Raw genomic sequence first — 15,509 nt, 5'->3', positions numbered from 1 at the left:
CCCTGACCGCATCAAGCACCGCGAGGCGCGTATGTCTACCCACCCCACCTCCATCACCTGCACCTCCCTCTCCTTCGCCTGGCCGGACGGCACTTCCGTCTTCGACGATCTCCAGGTGTCCTTCGGGCCCGGCAGGACCGGGCTCGTCGGTGTCAACGGATCAGGGAAGTCAACCCTGTTGAAGCTGATCGCCGGAGACCTCACACCGCTCGACGGCACCGTCCGGGTGGCGGGCGAGGTCGGTTACCTGCCGCAGAACGTCACCCTCGACACCGGGCTGCGGGTCGACGTTGCCCTCGACATCGCCGCCAAGCGCGCCGCGCTGCACGCCATCGAGGCGGGCGACGTGTCCGAGGAGCACTTCGAGGTCGTGGGCGACGACTGGGACGTGGAGGAGCGCGCCCTCGCCACCCTCGGCGAACTCGGCCTCGGCCACATCGAGTTGGACCGCACCATCGGCGAGGTCTCGGGCGGCGAGTCGGTGCTGCTGCGGCTGGCCGCGCTGCTGCTGCGCCGGCCCGACATCCTGCTCCTCGACGAGCCCACCAACAACCTCGACCTGTACGCCCGCCGTCGGCTGTACGCGGCCGTCGAGGCTTGGTCCGGGGTCATGGTCGTGGTCAGCCACGACCGCGAACTCCTGGACCTGGTCGACCAGATCGCGGATCTGCGGTCCGGCGAGGTGACGTGGTACGGCGGCAACTACTCGGCGTACGAGGAAGTGCTCAACACCGAGCAGGAGGCCGCCGAGCGCATGGTGCGCGTCGCCGAGTCCGACCTGAAAAAGCAGAAGCGCGAACTGGAGGACGCCCAGGTCAAGTTGGCCCGCCGCAAGCGGTACGGCCAGAAGATGTTCGACATCAAGCGTGAACCCCGTGCCGTGATGAGGGTGCGCAAACGTACGGCCCAGGAGTCGGCCGGCAAGCACCGCATCATGCACGAGGAGAAGCTCGCCGAGGCCAGGGAGCGCCTCGACGAGGCGGTGGACGCCGTGCGGGACGACGACGAGATCCGCGTCGATCTGCCGTACACGGCCGTGCCGGCCGGCCGTGACGTCCTCTCCCTCCTGGACCTGGAATTGGCGTACGGCGCGAGCGTGGCCGGCTCCTTCGACCTGCGCGGTCCCGAGCGGGTGGCGCTGATAGGACGCAACGGCGCGGGCAAGACCACCCTGCTGCGGACGATCGCAGGGGAGCTGGACGCGGTCTCCGGGGAGGCGCTGGCCCATGTGCCGCTGCGCTTCCTGCCGCAACGGCTCGACGTGCTCGACGACGAGCTGACCGTCGCCGAGAACGTGGCCCGGTTCTCGCCGGGTGCCACCAACAACCGGGTCCGGGCGCGCCTGGCCCGCTTCCTGTTCCGGGGCGCGCGGGCCGACCAGCTCGCGGCGACGCTCTCCGGTGGCGAACGCTTCCGGGCCACCCTGGCCGCGCTGATGCTCGCCGAACCCGCGCCGCAGCTCCTGATGCTCGACGAGCCGACCAACAACCTCGACATGGCGAGCGTGCGGCAGCTCACCACGGCTCTGGAGTCGTACGAGGGAGCGCTGATCGTGGCCAGCCACGACGTGCCGTTCCTGGAGTCGATCGGGATCACGCGCTGGCTGCTGCTGGAAGGAGAACTCAAGGAAATCACGCCAGAAGCTGTCGGGTATCCCGACTAGCTTCGCCGGTATGAGTCAGTTCATCACCGGTACGCATCAGCCCGTCCCTGATACCCACCCGTCCATCAACGTGGTCGGAGCCCGTGAGAACAACCTCCAGGACGTGACCCTGCGCATCCCGAAAGGCCGGCTCACGGTCTTCACCGGGGTGTCCGGGTCGGGAAAGTCGTCGGTCGTCTTCGACACGATCGCGGTCGAGTCGCAGCGCCAGCTGAACGAGACCTTCACCTGGTTCGTCCGCAACCGGCTGCCGAAGTACGAGCGGCCGCACGCGGAGGCCATCGAGGAGCTCTCGCCCGCGATCGTCGTCGATCAGAAGCCCGTGGGCGGGCACTCCCGGTCCACCGTGGGCACCATGACGGACGTCTACTCGGTGATCCGGGTGCTGTTCTCGCGGCACGGCAGCCCGAGCGCGGGCCCGGCCACCGCGTACTCGTTCAACGACCCGTCGGGCATGTGCCCCGAGTGCGACGGCCTCGGGCGCACGGTCCGGCCCGACTGGGACCGCATCCTGGACCCCGACCGGTCCCTGGCGGACGGCGCGATCCTCTTCCCGCCGTTCGCCACGGGGACCTGGCAGGGGCAGGCGTACACGAACACCACCGAACTGGACCCGCACAAGCCGGTACACCGGTTCAGCGCCGCCGAGCGGGAGTTCCTGCTGCGCGGGCGCCCCGGGAGCAAGGTCACCATCAGTGGTTCGGGCGGCACCTGGAGCACCGACTACGAAGGACTCGCCGACCGCTTCGAGCGGCTGTACCTCAAGCGGGACCTGTCCGCGCTGAGCCAGAAGACCCGCGACCAGGTGCAGGGGTTCCTGGCGGAAGGCACCTGCCCGGAATGCGGAGGCGCCCGGCTGAACGCGGCGGCGCTCGCGACCCGGATCGGCGGTCTGTCCATCGCCGACTGCACCCGGATGGAGGTCAGTGACCTGATCGCCGTACTGAAGGACATCGACGATCCCGTCGCCACTCCGGTCGCGGCGGCGGCCGTCGCCTCGCTGGAGCGGATCGAGGCGATCGGGCTCGGCTACCTCAGCCTGGACCGGGAGACCTCGACGCTGTCCGGCGGGGAGGGGCAGCGGCTGAAGATGGTGCGACACCTCGGATCGAGCCTGACCGGGATGACGTACATCTTCGACGAACCGACCGTCGGCCTGCACCCGCGGGACGTCGGGCGGCTCGGCGACCTCCTGCTGCGGCTGCGGGACAAGGGGAACACGGTGCTGGTCGTCGAGCACGACCCGGACGTCATCGCCCTCGCCGACCATGTCGTCGACATGGGGCCGGGGGCGGGCGCCGACGGCGGTCGGGTGGTGTTCGAGGGGACCCCCGGCGAGCTGGCCTCGGCCGACACCCCGACGGGCCGGGGCCTGCACCGTCGCACCGAGGTCAAGGAGCGGCCGCGGCGGCCCACCGGCGGGCTGTGGGTGAAGGGCGCGGATCTGCACAACCTGCGGGATGTCACGGTGGAGTTCCCCACGGGCGTACTGACCGCGGTGACCGGTGTGGCCGGCTCCGGCAAGAGCACGCTCGTCTCACGGGTGTTCACGGCCACGCATCCGGAGGCGGTGGTCGTCGACCAGTCGTCCATCGGCATCTCCGGGCGGTCGACCCCCGCGACGTATCTCGGCGTCATGGACACCGTACGGAAGGTCTTCGCGCGGGAGACCGGTGTCGAGCCCGGACTGTTCAGCTTCAACTCCGAAGGCGCGTGCGGGACTTGCCAGGGGCGCGGAATCTGCTACACCGACCTCGCGTTCATGGACCCGGTGACGACGACGTGCCCCGACTGCGAGGGCCGGCGCTTCAAGGACGAGGTGCTGCGGCTCACGGTGGGCGGCAACTCCATTGCCGACGTACTGGAGATGACGGCCGATCAGGCACTCGGCTTCTTCGAGGACACCGGTGTACGGCGTCGCCTGCGCGCCCTGCGGGACGTGGGACTCACGTATCTGACGCTCGGTCAGCCGTTGTCCACCCTCTCCGGAGGCGAACGGCAGCGCATCAAGCTCGCGACCCGGCTCCACCGGACCGGTGCGGTGTACGTCCTCGACGAGCCGACGACCGGGCTCCACATGTCGGACGTGGCCGGGCTGCTCCGCCTCCTCGACCGGCTGGTCGAGACGGGCAACACGGTCCTGGTCGTCGAGCACAACCTCGATGTCGTCGCCCACGCCGACTGGGTCATCGACCTCGGTCCTGACGGCGGCAAGGACGGCGGCCGGGTCGTCTTCGAGGGGACGCCCCGCCGGCTCCTCGACGCCGACGGGTCGTTCACGGCGGATCACCTCCGGCGGTACGTGGGGTAGGGCGCGGCTGTTCGGCAGCCGGGGCTGCGCCGGTGCCGGTGCCCGACGGCGGGTTGCGAGGTCGGCTGCGGGTGAATGGGGGCTGGTCGCGCAGTTCCCCGCGCCCCTTCAGGGCGCTCCCCTGCCGCGGCCGGCGCCTGCGAAGCTCCGCCACATTCCCCTTCCCAGCCCCGCACTCCGAGGGGGCTGTTGCCATCCAGGCGTGGCGCTGCATGATGGGCCGGGACACACCCTGCCGAGACGGAGACCCGCACGTGCCCAGCCAGAAGGCCCTCATCCGACGTCCCAGCCCGCGCCTGGCCGAGGGTCTGGTGACGCACATCGAGCGCGCGAAGGTCGATGTCGGCCTGGCGGTCGAGCAGTGGGAGGCGTACGCGGAGGCACTGCGGGCGCATGGCTGGGAGACCGTCGAGGTGGACCCCGCCGACGACTGCCCGGACTCGGTGTTCGTGGAGGACGCGGTGGTCGTCTTCCGCAACGTGGCGCTGATCGGGCGCCCGGGCGCGGAGCGGCGCCGCGGCGAGACCGCCGGTGTCGAGGAGGCCGTCGCCCGGCTGGGCTGCTCGGTGAACTGGGTGTGGGAGCCCGGCACACTCGACGGCGGCGACGTCCTGAAGGTCGGCGACACGATCTACGTGGGCCGCGGCGGCCGCACCAACGCCGTCGGCATCCAGCAGCTGCGGGCCGTCTTCGAACCGCTCGGCGCGCGCGTCGTCGCCGTACCGGTGAGCAAGGTGCTGCACCTGAAGTCGGCGGTCACGGCGCTCCCCGACGGCACGGTCGTCGGACACGAGCCGCTCGTGGACACACCGTCGCTGTTCCCGCGCTTCCTGTCGGTGCCGGAGGAGGCGGGCTCCCACGTCGTGCTCCTCGGCGGCGGGAGGCTCCTGATGGCGGCGAGCGCGCCCAAGACGGCCGAGCTGTTCGCCGACCTCGGACACGAGCCCGTCCTCGTCGACATCAGCGAGTTCGAGAAACTCGAAGGCTGTGTGACGTGCCTCTCGGTCCGGCTGCGCGAGCTGTACGCCTGAGCGGCTGTCGGGACGCCCGTCCCGCCCCCGACCTGCGCGTCCGCCGGGCGGGTAAGCTCCGGTCGGCAACCTTGCTGATCAGGGCTCTTTACGTCGCGCTTAACCTACGGCATCGTAACCTACGGATACGTAGCCTACGATGCCGTAGGTTGTGTGAACGCTCAGTATTCACGTCCCCCCTGGAGCCCCTGTGACGATCACTTCTCCCCATCTCGGCAGCCCGTCCTCGGCCTGGACCGACGCCAGGCTGCTGTACGCGCTGGAGGAAGTTGTCGAGACCGAGCTCAACCGTCACCTGAAGGTCGCCAAGGACTGGATGCCGCACGAGTACGTGCCGTGGTCCGACGCCCGCAACTTCCCCGGCTTCTTCGAAGACGGCGAGGCCTGGGGCAAGGAGCAGTCCAAGGTCACCGAGATCGGCCGGATCGCTCTGGTCGTCAACCTCCTCACCGAGGACAACCTGCCCAGCTACCACCACGAGATCGCCTCCCTCTTCGGCCGCGACGGCGCCTGGGGCACCTGGGTGCACCGTTGGACCGCCGAAGAGGGCCGACACGGCATCGTCATGCGCGACTACCTGCTCGCCTCGCGCGCGGTGGACCCGGACAAGCTCGAAGAGTTCCGCATGGCCCACATGAGCGAGGGCTTCGAGCACGACCACCGGCACTCGATGCTGCACTCCGTCGCGTACGTCGCCTTCCAGGAGCTCGCCACCCGCGTCTCGCACCGCAACACCGGCCACCAGTCCGGCGACCCGGTCTGCGACCGCATGCTGGCGCGCATCGCGACCGACGAGAACCTGCACATGGTCTTCTACCGGAACCTCCTGAAGGCCGCCTTCGAGCTCGCCCCCGACCTCACGATGCAGTCCGTCCGTGACGTCGTCGTCGACTTCCGCATGCCCGGCCACGGCATGCCGGGCTTCGAGCGCGCCGCCGCCCAGATGGCGATCGGCGAGGTCTACAACATGCGCATCCACCACGACGACGTACTCCAGCCGGTCCTGCGCCACCTCAAGGTCCTGGAGATCGACGGTCTCGGCCCCGAGGGCCTCAAGGCCCAGGAGGAGATCGGCCTCTACATGGGCGGCCTGGACGCCGAGGCCCTCAAGTTCGACGAGAAGCTCGCGGCCCGCAAGGCGCGGATGGCGGCCCGGGCCAACGCGTAACAACCGCACAGCGCGAGGCACCACCCAGCAGGACAGGGTCTGAGCCGCCCGGGTCGCGGCCGCGTATCGCACGCGGCCGCGCCTCACTCGTACGCCGTCGCCCTGGCCAGCGCCATGTCCCGTACATCGGGCGCCCGGTGCCGGCGCAGGGCTCGCAGCTGCTCGCGCCAGGCGGCGGACCAGCCGGTACGGGTGCCGATCGCCTCGGTGAGGGCCGCCGCGAGCAGGCCCTCGGCGAAACCGCCGTGTTCGGTGAGGCGGCGAGCCGTGGCCAGCAGGGCGTCGGCGTTCCCCTCGTACGGCTGCCGACTCATCCGTACGGACAGCTCGCGCGCGATACGCCCGGTGAGCGCGGGTCGGCCGTCGGTGAGTACCGCGAGCCGGTCCAGCGCCGCGTCCACCTCGGCCGGCTCCGCGTCCAGGTCCAGATGACGGACGGTCAGCGCGGCGGCCTGCGGCACGAAGTCGTCGTAGCGCGCCAGGAGTTCACCCGCGGCGAGGGCCGCCGGACGGATGAGCCCGGACCGCCCCCGGGCCTGCTGGCCGAGACGCTCGACGAGGTATTCGACCCGGCGCCGGGCCGGGCGGTCGCGTTGTTCCCCGGCGTCGGGGAGCACACCGACGGGGTGCGGGGCGGTCCCGCCCACGGGATCGGCGACGGGCCGGGCATCGGGCCGCGCGTCGGTTTCAAGGGTGCGTTCGAGGAGGGCTTCGAACGGGGTTGCGGGCGAGGTTTCGGCATCGGCGGGACCACCTGGTCCGGATTCGGCATCGGTGAAGTATCCCGGTCCTGCGGATCCGGCCTCGGCGGAGTCACCCGGTCCGGTTTCCCCCTGCCCCTCTGCCTCCGCCTCCGCCAGTGTCTCCAGCGCCCGTAGCAGTCCCCGGCCGCCCTGCGGCGCCCCCGCGGCGGCGGTGACCAGGCCGTTCGCGGCGGCCTTCCACGCCGTGCGGTCCGACAGGTCCGCCGTGGCCTGTGCCAGCACCGTCGGCGCGTCCTGCGACCACGGGGCCCAGCGGGCCAGTGCGTCGAAGGCGAGAGCGGCCGCCTCCCGGTCCTCCACCGCGGACACGTCCCGGACGAGACGGGCGTACCGCTCGCGATGGGGCTCCGCCAGGTCCAGGGGCTGTACGCGCAGGACCGCCGTGCGCAGCACCGGCTCCGCGCCCGCCGCGTCGTGCAGCAAGGTCCAGATCCGGTCGTCGGCGAGCAGCGGGCCCGCCACGGCGACGCAGGCCGCACGGACGTCGGGGTGTGCGCCGGGCCGGCCGTACGCCTCGGTGAGGAGCTCGACCGCCTGGGGTACCGGGAGCCGCGTCGCGGCGAGCCGGGCGGCCTCCTTGCGGCTGGTCACCTTCGTGTCCGACGCGAGCAGCACCTCGCGCAGCTGCTCCGCGAGCCGCGACGGTGCCACGTGCCGGGATGCCCGTGTGGCCGCGTACACGGCGACGCGGGCCCGGTCGTCGCCCGCGTGCGCGAGCAGTTCGGGCAGGGTGTCGCCGGGCCGGTCGGTGTGGGCGAGCGCGCCGAGCGCCGCCTCGGCGAGCACGATGTTCGGCGAGCCGGTCCAGCGGCGCACGAGTTCGACGCCCCGGCCGGGCACGCGCGCGCTCTGCGTGATGGCGGCGGCCCGCTCGTACGACGGCAGCTCGGAGTCGGCGGCCACCTCCGCCAACCGGCGTCCCGCGGCGGCCTGTTGACGTGTCAGCCAGCGGCGCATGTAAGGGCCCGCGGGCACCGTCCACGTGCTGTCCTTGGTGAGGAACCGTCCGTACGGCGGAGGGTCCGTCAGGAGCACGTCGAGGAGGTCGGTGCGACGCCTGGTGACCACGGCCAGGACCGGCCACAGCGCCCCCGCCGAGGGCTCGTACGCGAGGACCCGCGCGCCTCTCTCGTCGCGGGTGGCGGGCGGCTCCAGCCACAGTCCGACGGCCCGGCGCACGGTCGAGTCGTTCCCGAACCGGACGGCCTGCCACAGGAGTTCCTGCAACTCCGGCATGCCGGCGGCGCGCCGCCCCACCGCCTCGGCGAGCGTGAACGCGAGGCTGTAGTCCGCCTTCTCGGCGCCCGCCTCGATCCACGGCCGCAGCGCCTCGTACACCTGGTGCTCCTGGCCGCGCCGCAGCCGCTGGTCGAGCCGGCCGAGGTCGGCGCCTCCGGTGTGGCCGGAGATCCGGACGAGGGTGCGCAGCGCCCAGTTCACCAACTCCCTTGATCCTCCCGCCGCGTGCTCCCGCAGTACGGACAGGGCGAGCTCGCTGAGGTTGCGCCGGACCTCGGGCGAGGAGTCCCGCGCGTCGACGGCGTCGGCGACGATCCGGTCGAGGTGCGGCCCGGCGTCCTCGGTGAACAGCGCGGGCGGGGTGCGGGACAGCGCGTACAGGGCGGGCAGCCGCACCGGCTCCTGTTCGTTGCGCAGGCGGGCCGACTCCTCCAGTACGGAGAGGACGGCGGCCCGGTCGCCGGAGCGCGCGGCGTTGCGGATCAGCAGCGGCCAGGCCTCGGCCCGGTCCTCGGCGGCCGGGCGGCGCGTCGCCTCGACGAGCCGGTCACGCACCTCGGCGACGGACAGGAAGGTTTCGGCGCGCAGCACCGTGTGCCAGGCCATCCCTCGTTCACGCGCCGCGGCGGCCATCCGCCGAGCCTCCTCGGCGACACAACTGCGGGGCAGCGCCTCAAGGATCGCCGTGTCGACGATGGCGCCGCCGGCACCCCGGCCCGCCGTCGACTCCGTGTAGAAGGCGTGCCGGCGGGCGGGCGGCAGCGCCATGAGGAACGACGGGAGATCGCCGGATTCGGCCAACGTCCTTCCGTACGCGGCGAGTTCCTCCGCGCCGGAACGGGCCAGCCTGCTGAGCAGTGAGCGACTGCCGATCCTGTGGCGCGCGGGGCCTCCGCCCTGGAGCAGCAGCCGGAGCACCCGTCCCGGAGCGACGGCCGCGAACCTGCCCAGGTGATCGCGGAGTTGCCACGGGATCTCGGTCGGCCCATGGCGCTCGATCAGCTCCAGCGCACGCAACGGTTCGACGGCGACAGTGGCCGCGACGGCCCGCGTGTACCTCTGCCACCAGGCTTCGCGCAGAGACTCGGGCCGTCCGGCCAACTCCCGCTCCGCCACGTCCAGGAGCACTCCGGTGTGCCACCTGCCGAGCGAGGTCCATCCCGGGACGGCGTGAAAGACCGCGGGGAGGAGCCGGGCAACCGTCTCCGGCGAACACCCGGGCAGCAGCCGCGCCGCCTCCGCGTCACCCCAGTCCGCCCGCAGCCCGTCCACGAGCCGGTCCGCCAGCGCGGTACGCCGACCCGCCACGATGGCACGCAGCAGGTGCCGACGCACCACCTCGGGCGCGTCGGACAGCGCCGACTCGTAGGCGGAGTCCGGCACTTGGAGCGAGTCGGCGACACGCAGCGCGTGTCCGCGCACGAAGGAGTCCGGATCGGCGATCCGAGCCGTGATCCACTCCACGTCCAGGCCGATGGCCGCCGCGACGACAGCGAGCCCCCGCTCGTACGGACCGCGTGTCTCCAGCTCCGCCAGCAGCGGACGCGGCTCGTCCAATTCCCGTATGTGTCTGGCGAGTTCACGCATGCGCTGCGGGTACGGAAGCGGATCGAGGGCGTTCAGCAGGCTCTCGGCCTGGTGCCGCGGGGTGTGGACCATGGGGTGGATTGTGCCTGCCGGGAGCCGGGACGCGCGCCGAATTCCCGATGCGACCGCACCGCGGGTTCCGGCCGTGTCCGCATCCGTCCGTTGTACGCATTTACGACCTGCCCTCGCGGTGCAACGGTGCCTCAAGGGGGTGAACATCATGGCCCAGACCCATGAGTGGATGTTCTACGAGGTCATGTGGCGCAGCTGGGCGGGGCGGGCCCAAGTCCCGTATCCCGTGCCCTGGTGGGCGCAGCAGGCCTTCCGGCGGTGGAGCGACGACTTCGACGCCGGCACGTACGACTCGAAGGAGGCGGCCCTCGCCTCGAACGCCCTGTACCGCTACTGGCACATGGTCGGCGTCAAGGACCACCGTCAGGAGTCCCTGATCGGGCAGGCGGGCGAGGTCGAGCCGGTCTACGACAAGTACTGCCTCTCGTTCTTCCTGCACGATCCGGTGAAAGGCACGCTGCGGCTGCCCCAACTGCCGGACGGCGGAACCGTCGAGCAGCGTATGGAGGCACCGCATCTGCCGGTGGTCCTGACGACGTTCCGTACCCCGGAGGACGTCCAGTTCGTGCAGCGCACCTTCGCCACACCCGTCGGCCCGCGGCAGCGGGACCTGGCCGTCAGCCGGGTGACGGTGAGCAGTCCGACCGGGCAGTCGCACGAGGGGCTGCTGTGCGCGGCGGTGCTGCCCGCCGGTCCGAGCGGCTTCCAGCGGCACGACCGCAACGGGCGCCAGGTCACCGACCGGCGGCTGACCTTCCTGCGCTATCTGCCGAACGAACAGCGCGTGGAGACCAACTCGGGCTGGGGGCCGGTCTTCGACACCCCGCCCGAGCAGTACGGCGTGTACGGCAACCCGGACTTCTCCCTCGACCCGGAGTCGTATCTGACGCACAGCCCGTTCCACGATCTCGTGACGGGCGGCAAGCTGAACGGCGCCCTCGACGCACAAGACCAGGTGGCCGGCCTGTGCAGTGCCGTGTTCGCCTGGCCGTTCCGGGTGATGGCGGACGAGATCTTCGAGATCGACGTACGGCTGCCGGTCGATGTGTACAGCGGCCCCGACGACCTGGCCGAACTGAGGGAGCCCGCCGCCGCCGAACTGGAGTCCGCCAACCGGGACTTCTGGGCGGCCAAACTGCTCGGCCAGGGGCTTCAGCCCCAACTTCCGGGGCCCGTCGCCCATCTGACGGACCTCTTCCGCCAGTCGCGCTCGCAGCTGCTGGTCCTCTCCGACCACGGCGAGATCCATCCGGGCCCGACCGTCTACGACTCGTTCTGGATCCGCGACTCGTCGGTGGAGGCCACGGCCTGCTCGCTGGTCGGTGACTCGGCCCTGGCCGAGCACCAGTTGGGCACGCACTACCCGCTGAAGTTCAACCGCGGCACCGGCCGGATCGGCCCGTGCGCCGAGTACGGCTTCTACGGCGGCCCGCACGAGAAGGACGACCGCGAGTGGGACAGCAACGGCCAGGCGCTGTGGGCGATCGGCCGATACGACCGCACCGTCGGCCAAGCCGCCGCCTTCGGGGCCAAGTTGTACGTCCCCTATGTGCTCGACGCGGCCCGCTGGCTGCGCGACAACCGGGACGGAAACGGCCTGCTGCACAGCGGCTGGAGCGCCGAACACCTCGGTGAACGGGACAAGCCGCACTACTGGGACGACCTCTGGGGCCTCGCCGGACTGTACGAGGCGGCGCGCCTGGCGGAACGCATCGGAGCGCCCGAGGTGGCCGAACTCTGGGCCGCCTTCGACGACTTGAAGCGGGCCACCGCCGACTCGATCCGCTGGGTGCTGGGCGAGCAGCGAGCGCGCGGCGCCTGGGAGACGTACATCCCGACCGGACCGGCCGACGTCGGACGCCTCGACTCGACGATGATCGGTACGGCCGCGTACTTCCACCCGCTGCGCCTGCACATGGGCGACAAGCTGGGCGAGGAGGTCGACCGGGCGGCCCGCTCCACGCTGGACACGATGTACGCGCACTTCGTCACCGGCGGCTACCGGCACGAGGCGGCCTGGAACGCGTACGGGCCTTACCTGACCATGCAGTTGGCGCACGCGTATCTGCTGGCGGGCGATCCGGCCCGGATGGACGCGCTGCTCGGCTGGACGGTCGGCGCGGGCTTCCCGCGGACGGCGGACCGGGCGGCCGCGCTCGGTGCCTGGAACGAGCAGCACGCGTTCCCGATCGCCTCGGACTTCACCGAAGTCCCGTACCGCCCTTGGTACATGGGCGACATCCCGCACGGCTGGGCGGCCGCCGAGTATCTGCTGCTGATCCGCGACATCCTCTTCTTCGAGGCGGACGAGGACCGAGATCCGCATATCTACATCGCCCCGGGCGTACGTCCGCACTGGGTGCCAGCGGGCGAGCCGGTCGTGGTGGACGCGGCGCCGACGCTCTTCGGGGAGCCGTTCGGTTACCGGCTCGCGCACGATCCGGCCGGGCGGACGGTGACGATCGACATCACGCAGGCGCCGGAGCGGGTGCGGTTCGTCCATCCGTGCCGGTTCGGCCGCGTACGAACGGCATCCGCCGACGGGCGGGAGCTGACCGTGACGGGCCAGGACGTGGGGGTGCCGGCCGGGACGCGACAGCTCACGGTGGCGTACGAGTGAGGAACCTCCTCAGCTCTGTGCCGCCTCTTGCTCCGTCCGCCGGAGGCTGAGGCGCTCCTTCTCGGACAGGCCGCCCCAGACGCCGAAGCGTTCGTCGTGGTTGAGCGCGTATTCGAGGCACTCGGAGCGCATCTCGCACAGTCCGCAGATGCGCTTCGCCTCGCGCACCGAGCTACCCGGCTCGGGAAAGAAGAAGTCGGCTCCGGTCTGTGCGCACAGCGCCTCTTCCTGCCAGGAGAGATCGGGCGCGGAGATGGTGTCGTTGTACATGGCGCAGATCGTGCCCGGCACCGAAAAACGTTCGATCAACGCCGGATCAATGCCACGTCCCACACCCACGGCCAACGGCCGACGGTCCCCGATAATGCCCGCGACCCCACCCAGCCGCACACCGGCACGCGGAAAGAGCGAACACATATATCCCGGCCCCCTGGCCGCGCCCCGTAAGGGTGGCGCAGCCCCGCAAGGGGCGCGGGGAACTGCGCGCCCAGCCCCACACAACCCGAGTCCGGCCCCCCACAACACCCGGCACCCCCTGATCCGAACCCCCACTGATCACCCAGAGCAACCAATCAAACCCGTTCAGCCCAGCGGCAGCGCACCGTTGTCAGTGCGTGGTGCAAGACTCGGCACGACAGGCAGCGGGCCCCTTCAGAGGAGGGCATCATGCTCACCACCCGTTTCGTCACGGGCGCTCCGAACTGGGTAGATCTCGGCACCCCGGACATCTTCGGCGCCACATCCTTCTACAACGGACTCTTCGGCTGGCAGTTCCAGTCGGCGGGCCCCCAGGCCGGCGGCTACGGCTTCTTCCAGCTGGCCGGCAAAACCGTCGCGGGCGGCATGCAGAACCCGCCGGAGCAGGGCCCGCCGTCCTGGAACATCTCCTTCCAGAGCCCGGACGCCGACGCCACGGCCAAGGCCGTCGAACAGGCCCACGGCAGCGTACGGATGCCGCCCGACGACGTCATGGACATGGGCCGTATGGCCGTCTTCGGCGACAACGCGGGCGTCCCCTTCGGCATCTGGCAGCCCGGCCGGCTCAAGGGCCTCGACATGGCCGGTGACCCGGGCTCCCTGTGCTGGCTCGAGCTCTACACACCGGACATCGCCGCGGCGGCCGCGTTCTACAACGCCACGCTGGGCCTGGAGACCTCGGCCATGCCGTTCCCCGGCGGCACGTACACCTGTGTCAACCCCTCGGACGGCGGCGAGGACGCCATGTTCGGCGGTCTCGTCCCACTGGCCGACGACCCGACGGAGGAGTCGGCGTACTGGCTGCCGTACTTCGAGGTGACGGACACGGACGCCGTCGTCCGCAAGGCCGAGGAGCTGGGCGGCACGATCCGGATGCCCGCCACCTCCATGGAGGGCGTCGGCCGCATGGCCAAGCTCACCGACCCCTACGGCGCCCGCTTCGCGGTGATCAAGAGCGAGCCGCCGCAGAGCTGAGACGAGGAGGCCGGGCCCCACCAGGACGGGACCCGGCCCATCTCACCGCCAACCCGCACCGCCGGCCCTCATCAACCCGCATCACCGACTTCGCCGCCAACTTCTGAACGCAAGAAGATTCCGAGAGCGCTCTCAGTCATAACCCTTGACGCTCCAACTCCCCCTGGGGACAGTGGTGCAGCGCAGGGGCCGATCCCCACACATCGGCCGATCCCTGCCTCCCCCACACCCCAGGAGACCTTCCGTGATTTCACGCAGAACGTTCCTGACCGGAGCCGCGGCCGTCACCGCCGCCGCAAGTTACCCCGTCTGGGGAAGCGCTCTCAGCCCGGCAGCCACGGCGGCTCCCGCCACCTGTGAACTCGCCCTCAAGAACGCCTCGTTGCCGGGCACGGTCCGCGCCTACGTCACCGGACACGAGCAGTCGACGGGCAACTGGCTGCTGCTCCGGGCCGACGGCAGCGTCTACCGCCCCGCGTCTCCCTCGGCACCGCAGACCCCGCTGCCCGTCGACTGCGCCATCCCGCTCGGCGCCGCAGGTTCCGCCCCGAAGGTGCTGACGCTGCCTCAGATGTTCGGCGCCCGCGTCTACTTCGTACGCGACGACACCCTCGACTTCTTCCTCAACCCAGGGCCCTCGCTGGTCGAGCCCGCGTTCGCCACGGCCGCCGACCCGAACTACGGCAGGACGTGGTCGTTCTGCGAGTTCACCTTCAACCCCCAGCAGCTGTACGCGAACATCAGCTACGTCGACCTGGTGACCGCCCTCCCCATCGGTCTGACCCTGGAGGGCGACGCCACGCACACCGTCGCCCCGATGTCCGACGGAGCCGTGGACAAGATCGCCTCGGACCTCACCGCGCAGGCGGCCAGGGACGGCCAACCCTGGGACAAGCTCGTCATCCGGGGCGACGGCGGCGAGGTACTCCGGGTGATCTCGCCGCAGAACCTGATGGCTCCCTATTTCGACCGCCCCGCCGAGATGCCGTTCCGCGATGTCTGGAACAGCTACATCGACCAGGTGTGGGAGAAGTACCGGACGACCGACCTGAAGATCGACCTCCAGGGCGGCCGGGGCGTGTTCACCGGCCGGGTCAGCGGCGACACGCTCACCTTCACCGGCGGCCACACCTTCGCCAAGCCCACGTCGAAGGACGTCTTCACCTGCAACCACGGCCCGTTCGCCAACAACCCGGGCGACCCCGACGACAAGAAGGGCCTCCTGGCCCGCCTCGCCGCCGGCTTCAACCGCTCGATCATGCTCACCCACCCCGCCCAGCCCAACGGGACGACAACGGCCGACTACTACAAGGGCACGATCACCAACCACTGGGCCCGCGTCGTACACGCCAACTCACCCATCGGCTACGCCTTCCCGTACGACGACGTACGCCCCGACGGCCAGCCCGACGTCTCCGGCGCAGCCCACGACGGCAACCCCCGCCGCTTCACGGTGACCGTCGGTACGTAAGCGCTCCGCTGGATGGGGCGCTGGTTGTCCGCGGGCCCGGTGGGGGCTGGTCGCGCAGTTCCCCGCGCCCCTGAAAGACGGGGCTGCGCCCCTGTCTTTCGTCTTTGGGGGCGGTAGCCCCTGCCCTTGAG

General features: G+C 70.9%; 9 protein-coding genes. 7 read left to right on the top strand and 2 right to left on the bottom strand.

Features of this window, described 5'->3' with window-relative positions; translation table 11 throughout:
- The first annotated feature begins 31 nt into the window (after positions 1-31).
- The 4 genes from AB0I18_RS42665 (at position 32) to AB0I18_RS42650 (ending at position 6,173) form a co-directional block, all read left to right on the top strand.
- Complete coding sequence (locus AB0I18_RS42665) at positions 32-1,663, top strand: ABC-F family ATP-binding cassette domain-containing protein (protein ID WP_363111163.1); 1,632 nt, start codon at positions 32-34, stop codon at positions 1,661-1,663.
- 10 nt (positions 1,664-1,673) lie between these two features.
- Positions 1,674-3,974: an excinuclease ABC subunit UvrA gene (locus AB0I18_RS42660; protein WP_363111162.1), complete on the top strand. Its 2,301-nt coding sequence runs from the start codon at positions 1,674-1,676 to the stop codon at positions 3,972-3,974.
- Between the two features lie 254 nt (positions 3,975-4,228).
- The gene (gene ddaH / locus AB0I18_RS42655; RefSeq protein WP_363111161.1) at positions 4,229-5,005 is read left to right on the top strand and encodes a dimethylargininase; all 777 of its coding nucleotides are present in this window, start codon (positions 4,229-4,231) and stop codon (positions 5,003-5,005) included.
- Positions 5,006-5,195: 190 nt separating this feature from the next.
- Positions 5,196-6,173 (top strand): acyl-ACP desaturase, encoded by a 978-nt coding sequence (locus AB0I18_RS42650; RefSeq protein ID WP_363111160.1) that lies wholly within the window; start codon positions 5,196-5,198, stop codon positions 6,171-6,173.
- Positions 6,174-6,256: 83 nt separating this feature from the next.
- Here the strand turns inward: AB0I18_RS42650 and AB0I18_RS42645 are convergent, their stop codons facing one another.
- A complete protein-coding gene (locus AB0I18_RS42645; protein ID WP_363111159.1) occupies positions 6,257-9,835 on the bottom strand; it encodes a hypothetical protein in 3,579 nt (1,192 codons plus the stop codon).
- Positions 9,836-9,983: 148 nt separating this feature from the next.
- On the opposite strand from AB0I18_RS42645, the gene AB0I18_RS42640 reads away from it, so the two are divergent.
- Positions 9,984-12,455 (top strand): hypothetical protein, encoded by a 2,472-nt coding sequence (locus AB0I18_RS42640; RefSeq protein WP_363111158.1) that lies wholly within the window; start codon positions 9,984-9,986, stop codon positions 12,453-12,455.
- A gap of 9 nt (positions 12,456-12,464) precedes the next feature.
- Here the strand turns inward: AB0I18_RS42640 and AB0I18_RS42635 are convergent, their stop codons facing one another.
- Complete coding sequence (locus AB0I18_RS42635) at positions 12,465-12,764, bottom strand: WhiB family transcriptional regulator (protein WP_363111176.1); 300 nt, start codon at positions 12,762-12,764, stop codon at positions 12,465-12,467.
- Between the two features lie 357 nt (positions 12,765-13,121).
- Between AB0I18_RS42635 and AB0I18_RS42630 the strand changes: the two genes are divergently transcribed.
- Together AB0I18_RS42630 and AB0I18_RS42625 are read left to right on the top strand one after the other, a co-directional pair.
- Positions 13,122-13,907: a VOC family protein gene (locus AB0I18_RS42630; RefSeq protein ID WP_363111157.1), complete on the top strand. Its 786-nt coding sequence runs from the start codon at positions 13,122-13,124 to the stop codon at positions 13,905-13,907.
- A gap of 244 nt (positions 13,908-14,151) precedes the next feature.
- Positions 14,152-15,378: a glycoside hydrolase family 64 protein gene (locus AB0I18_RS42625; protein ID WP_363111156.1), complete on the top strand. Its 1,227-nt coding sequence runs from the start codon at positions 14,152-14,154 to the stop codon at positions 15,376-15,378.
- Positions 15,379-15,509: the final 131 nt, after the last annotated feature.

Source organism: Streptomyces sp. NPDC050704, from assembly GCF_040654355.1.
Taxonomy (GTDB): domain Bacteria; phylum Actinomycetota; class Actinomycetes; order Streptomycetales; family Streptomycetaceae; genus Streptomyces.
The sequence above is the reverse complement of the archived record's forward strand: the minus strand, read 5'-3'. Positions and strand labels throughout refer to the sequence as shown.

Excerpts from the sequence above, each read along its gene's own strand:
- AB0I18_RS42645 (WP_363111159.1), bottom strand. The coding sequence starts at position 9,835 with ATGGTCCACACCCCGCGGCACCAGGCCGAGAGCCTGCTGAACGCCCTC.
- AB0I18_RS42660 (WP_363111162.1), top strand. The coding sequence starts at position 1,674 with ATGAGTCAGTTCATCACCGGTACGCATCAGCCCGTCCCTGATACCCAC.
- AB0I18_RS42630 (WP_363111157.1), top strand. The coding sequence starts at position 13,122 with ATGCTCACCACCCGTTTCGTCACGGGCGCTCCGAACTGGGTAGATCTC.
- AB0I18_RS42640 (WP_363111158.1), top strand. The coding sequence starts at position 9,984 with ATGGCCCAGACCCATGAGTGGATGTTCTACGAGGTCATGTGGCGCAGC.
- AB0I18_RS42665 (WP_363111163.1), top strand. The coding sequence starts at position 32 with ATGTCTACCCACCCCACCTCCATCACCTGCACCTCCCTCTCCTTCGCC.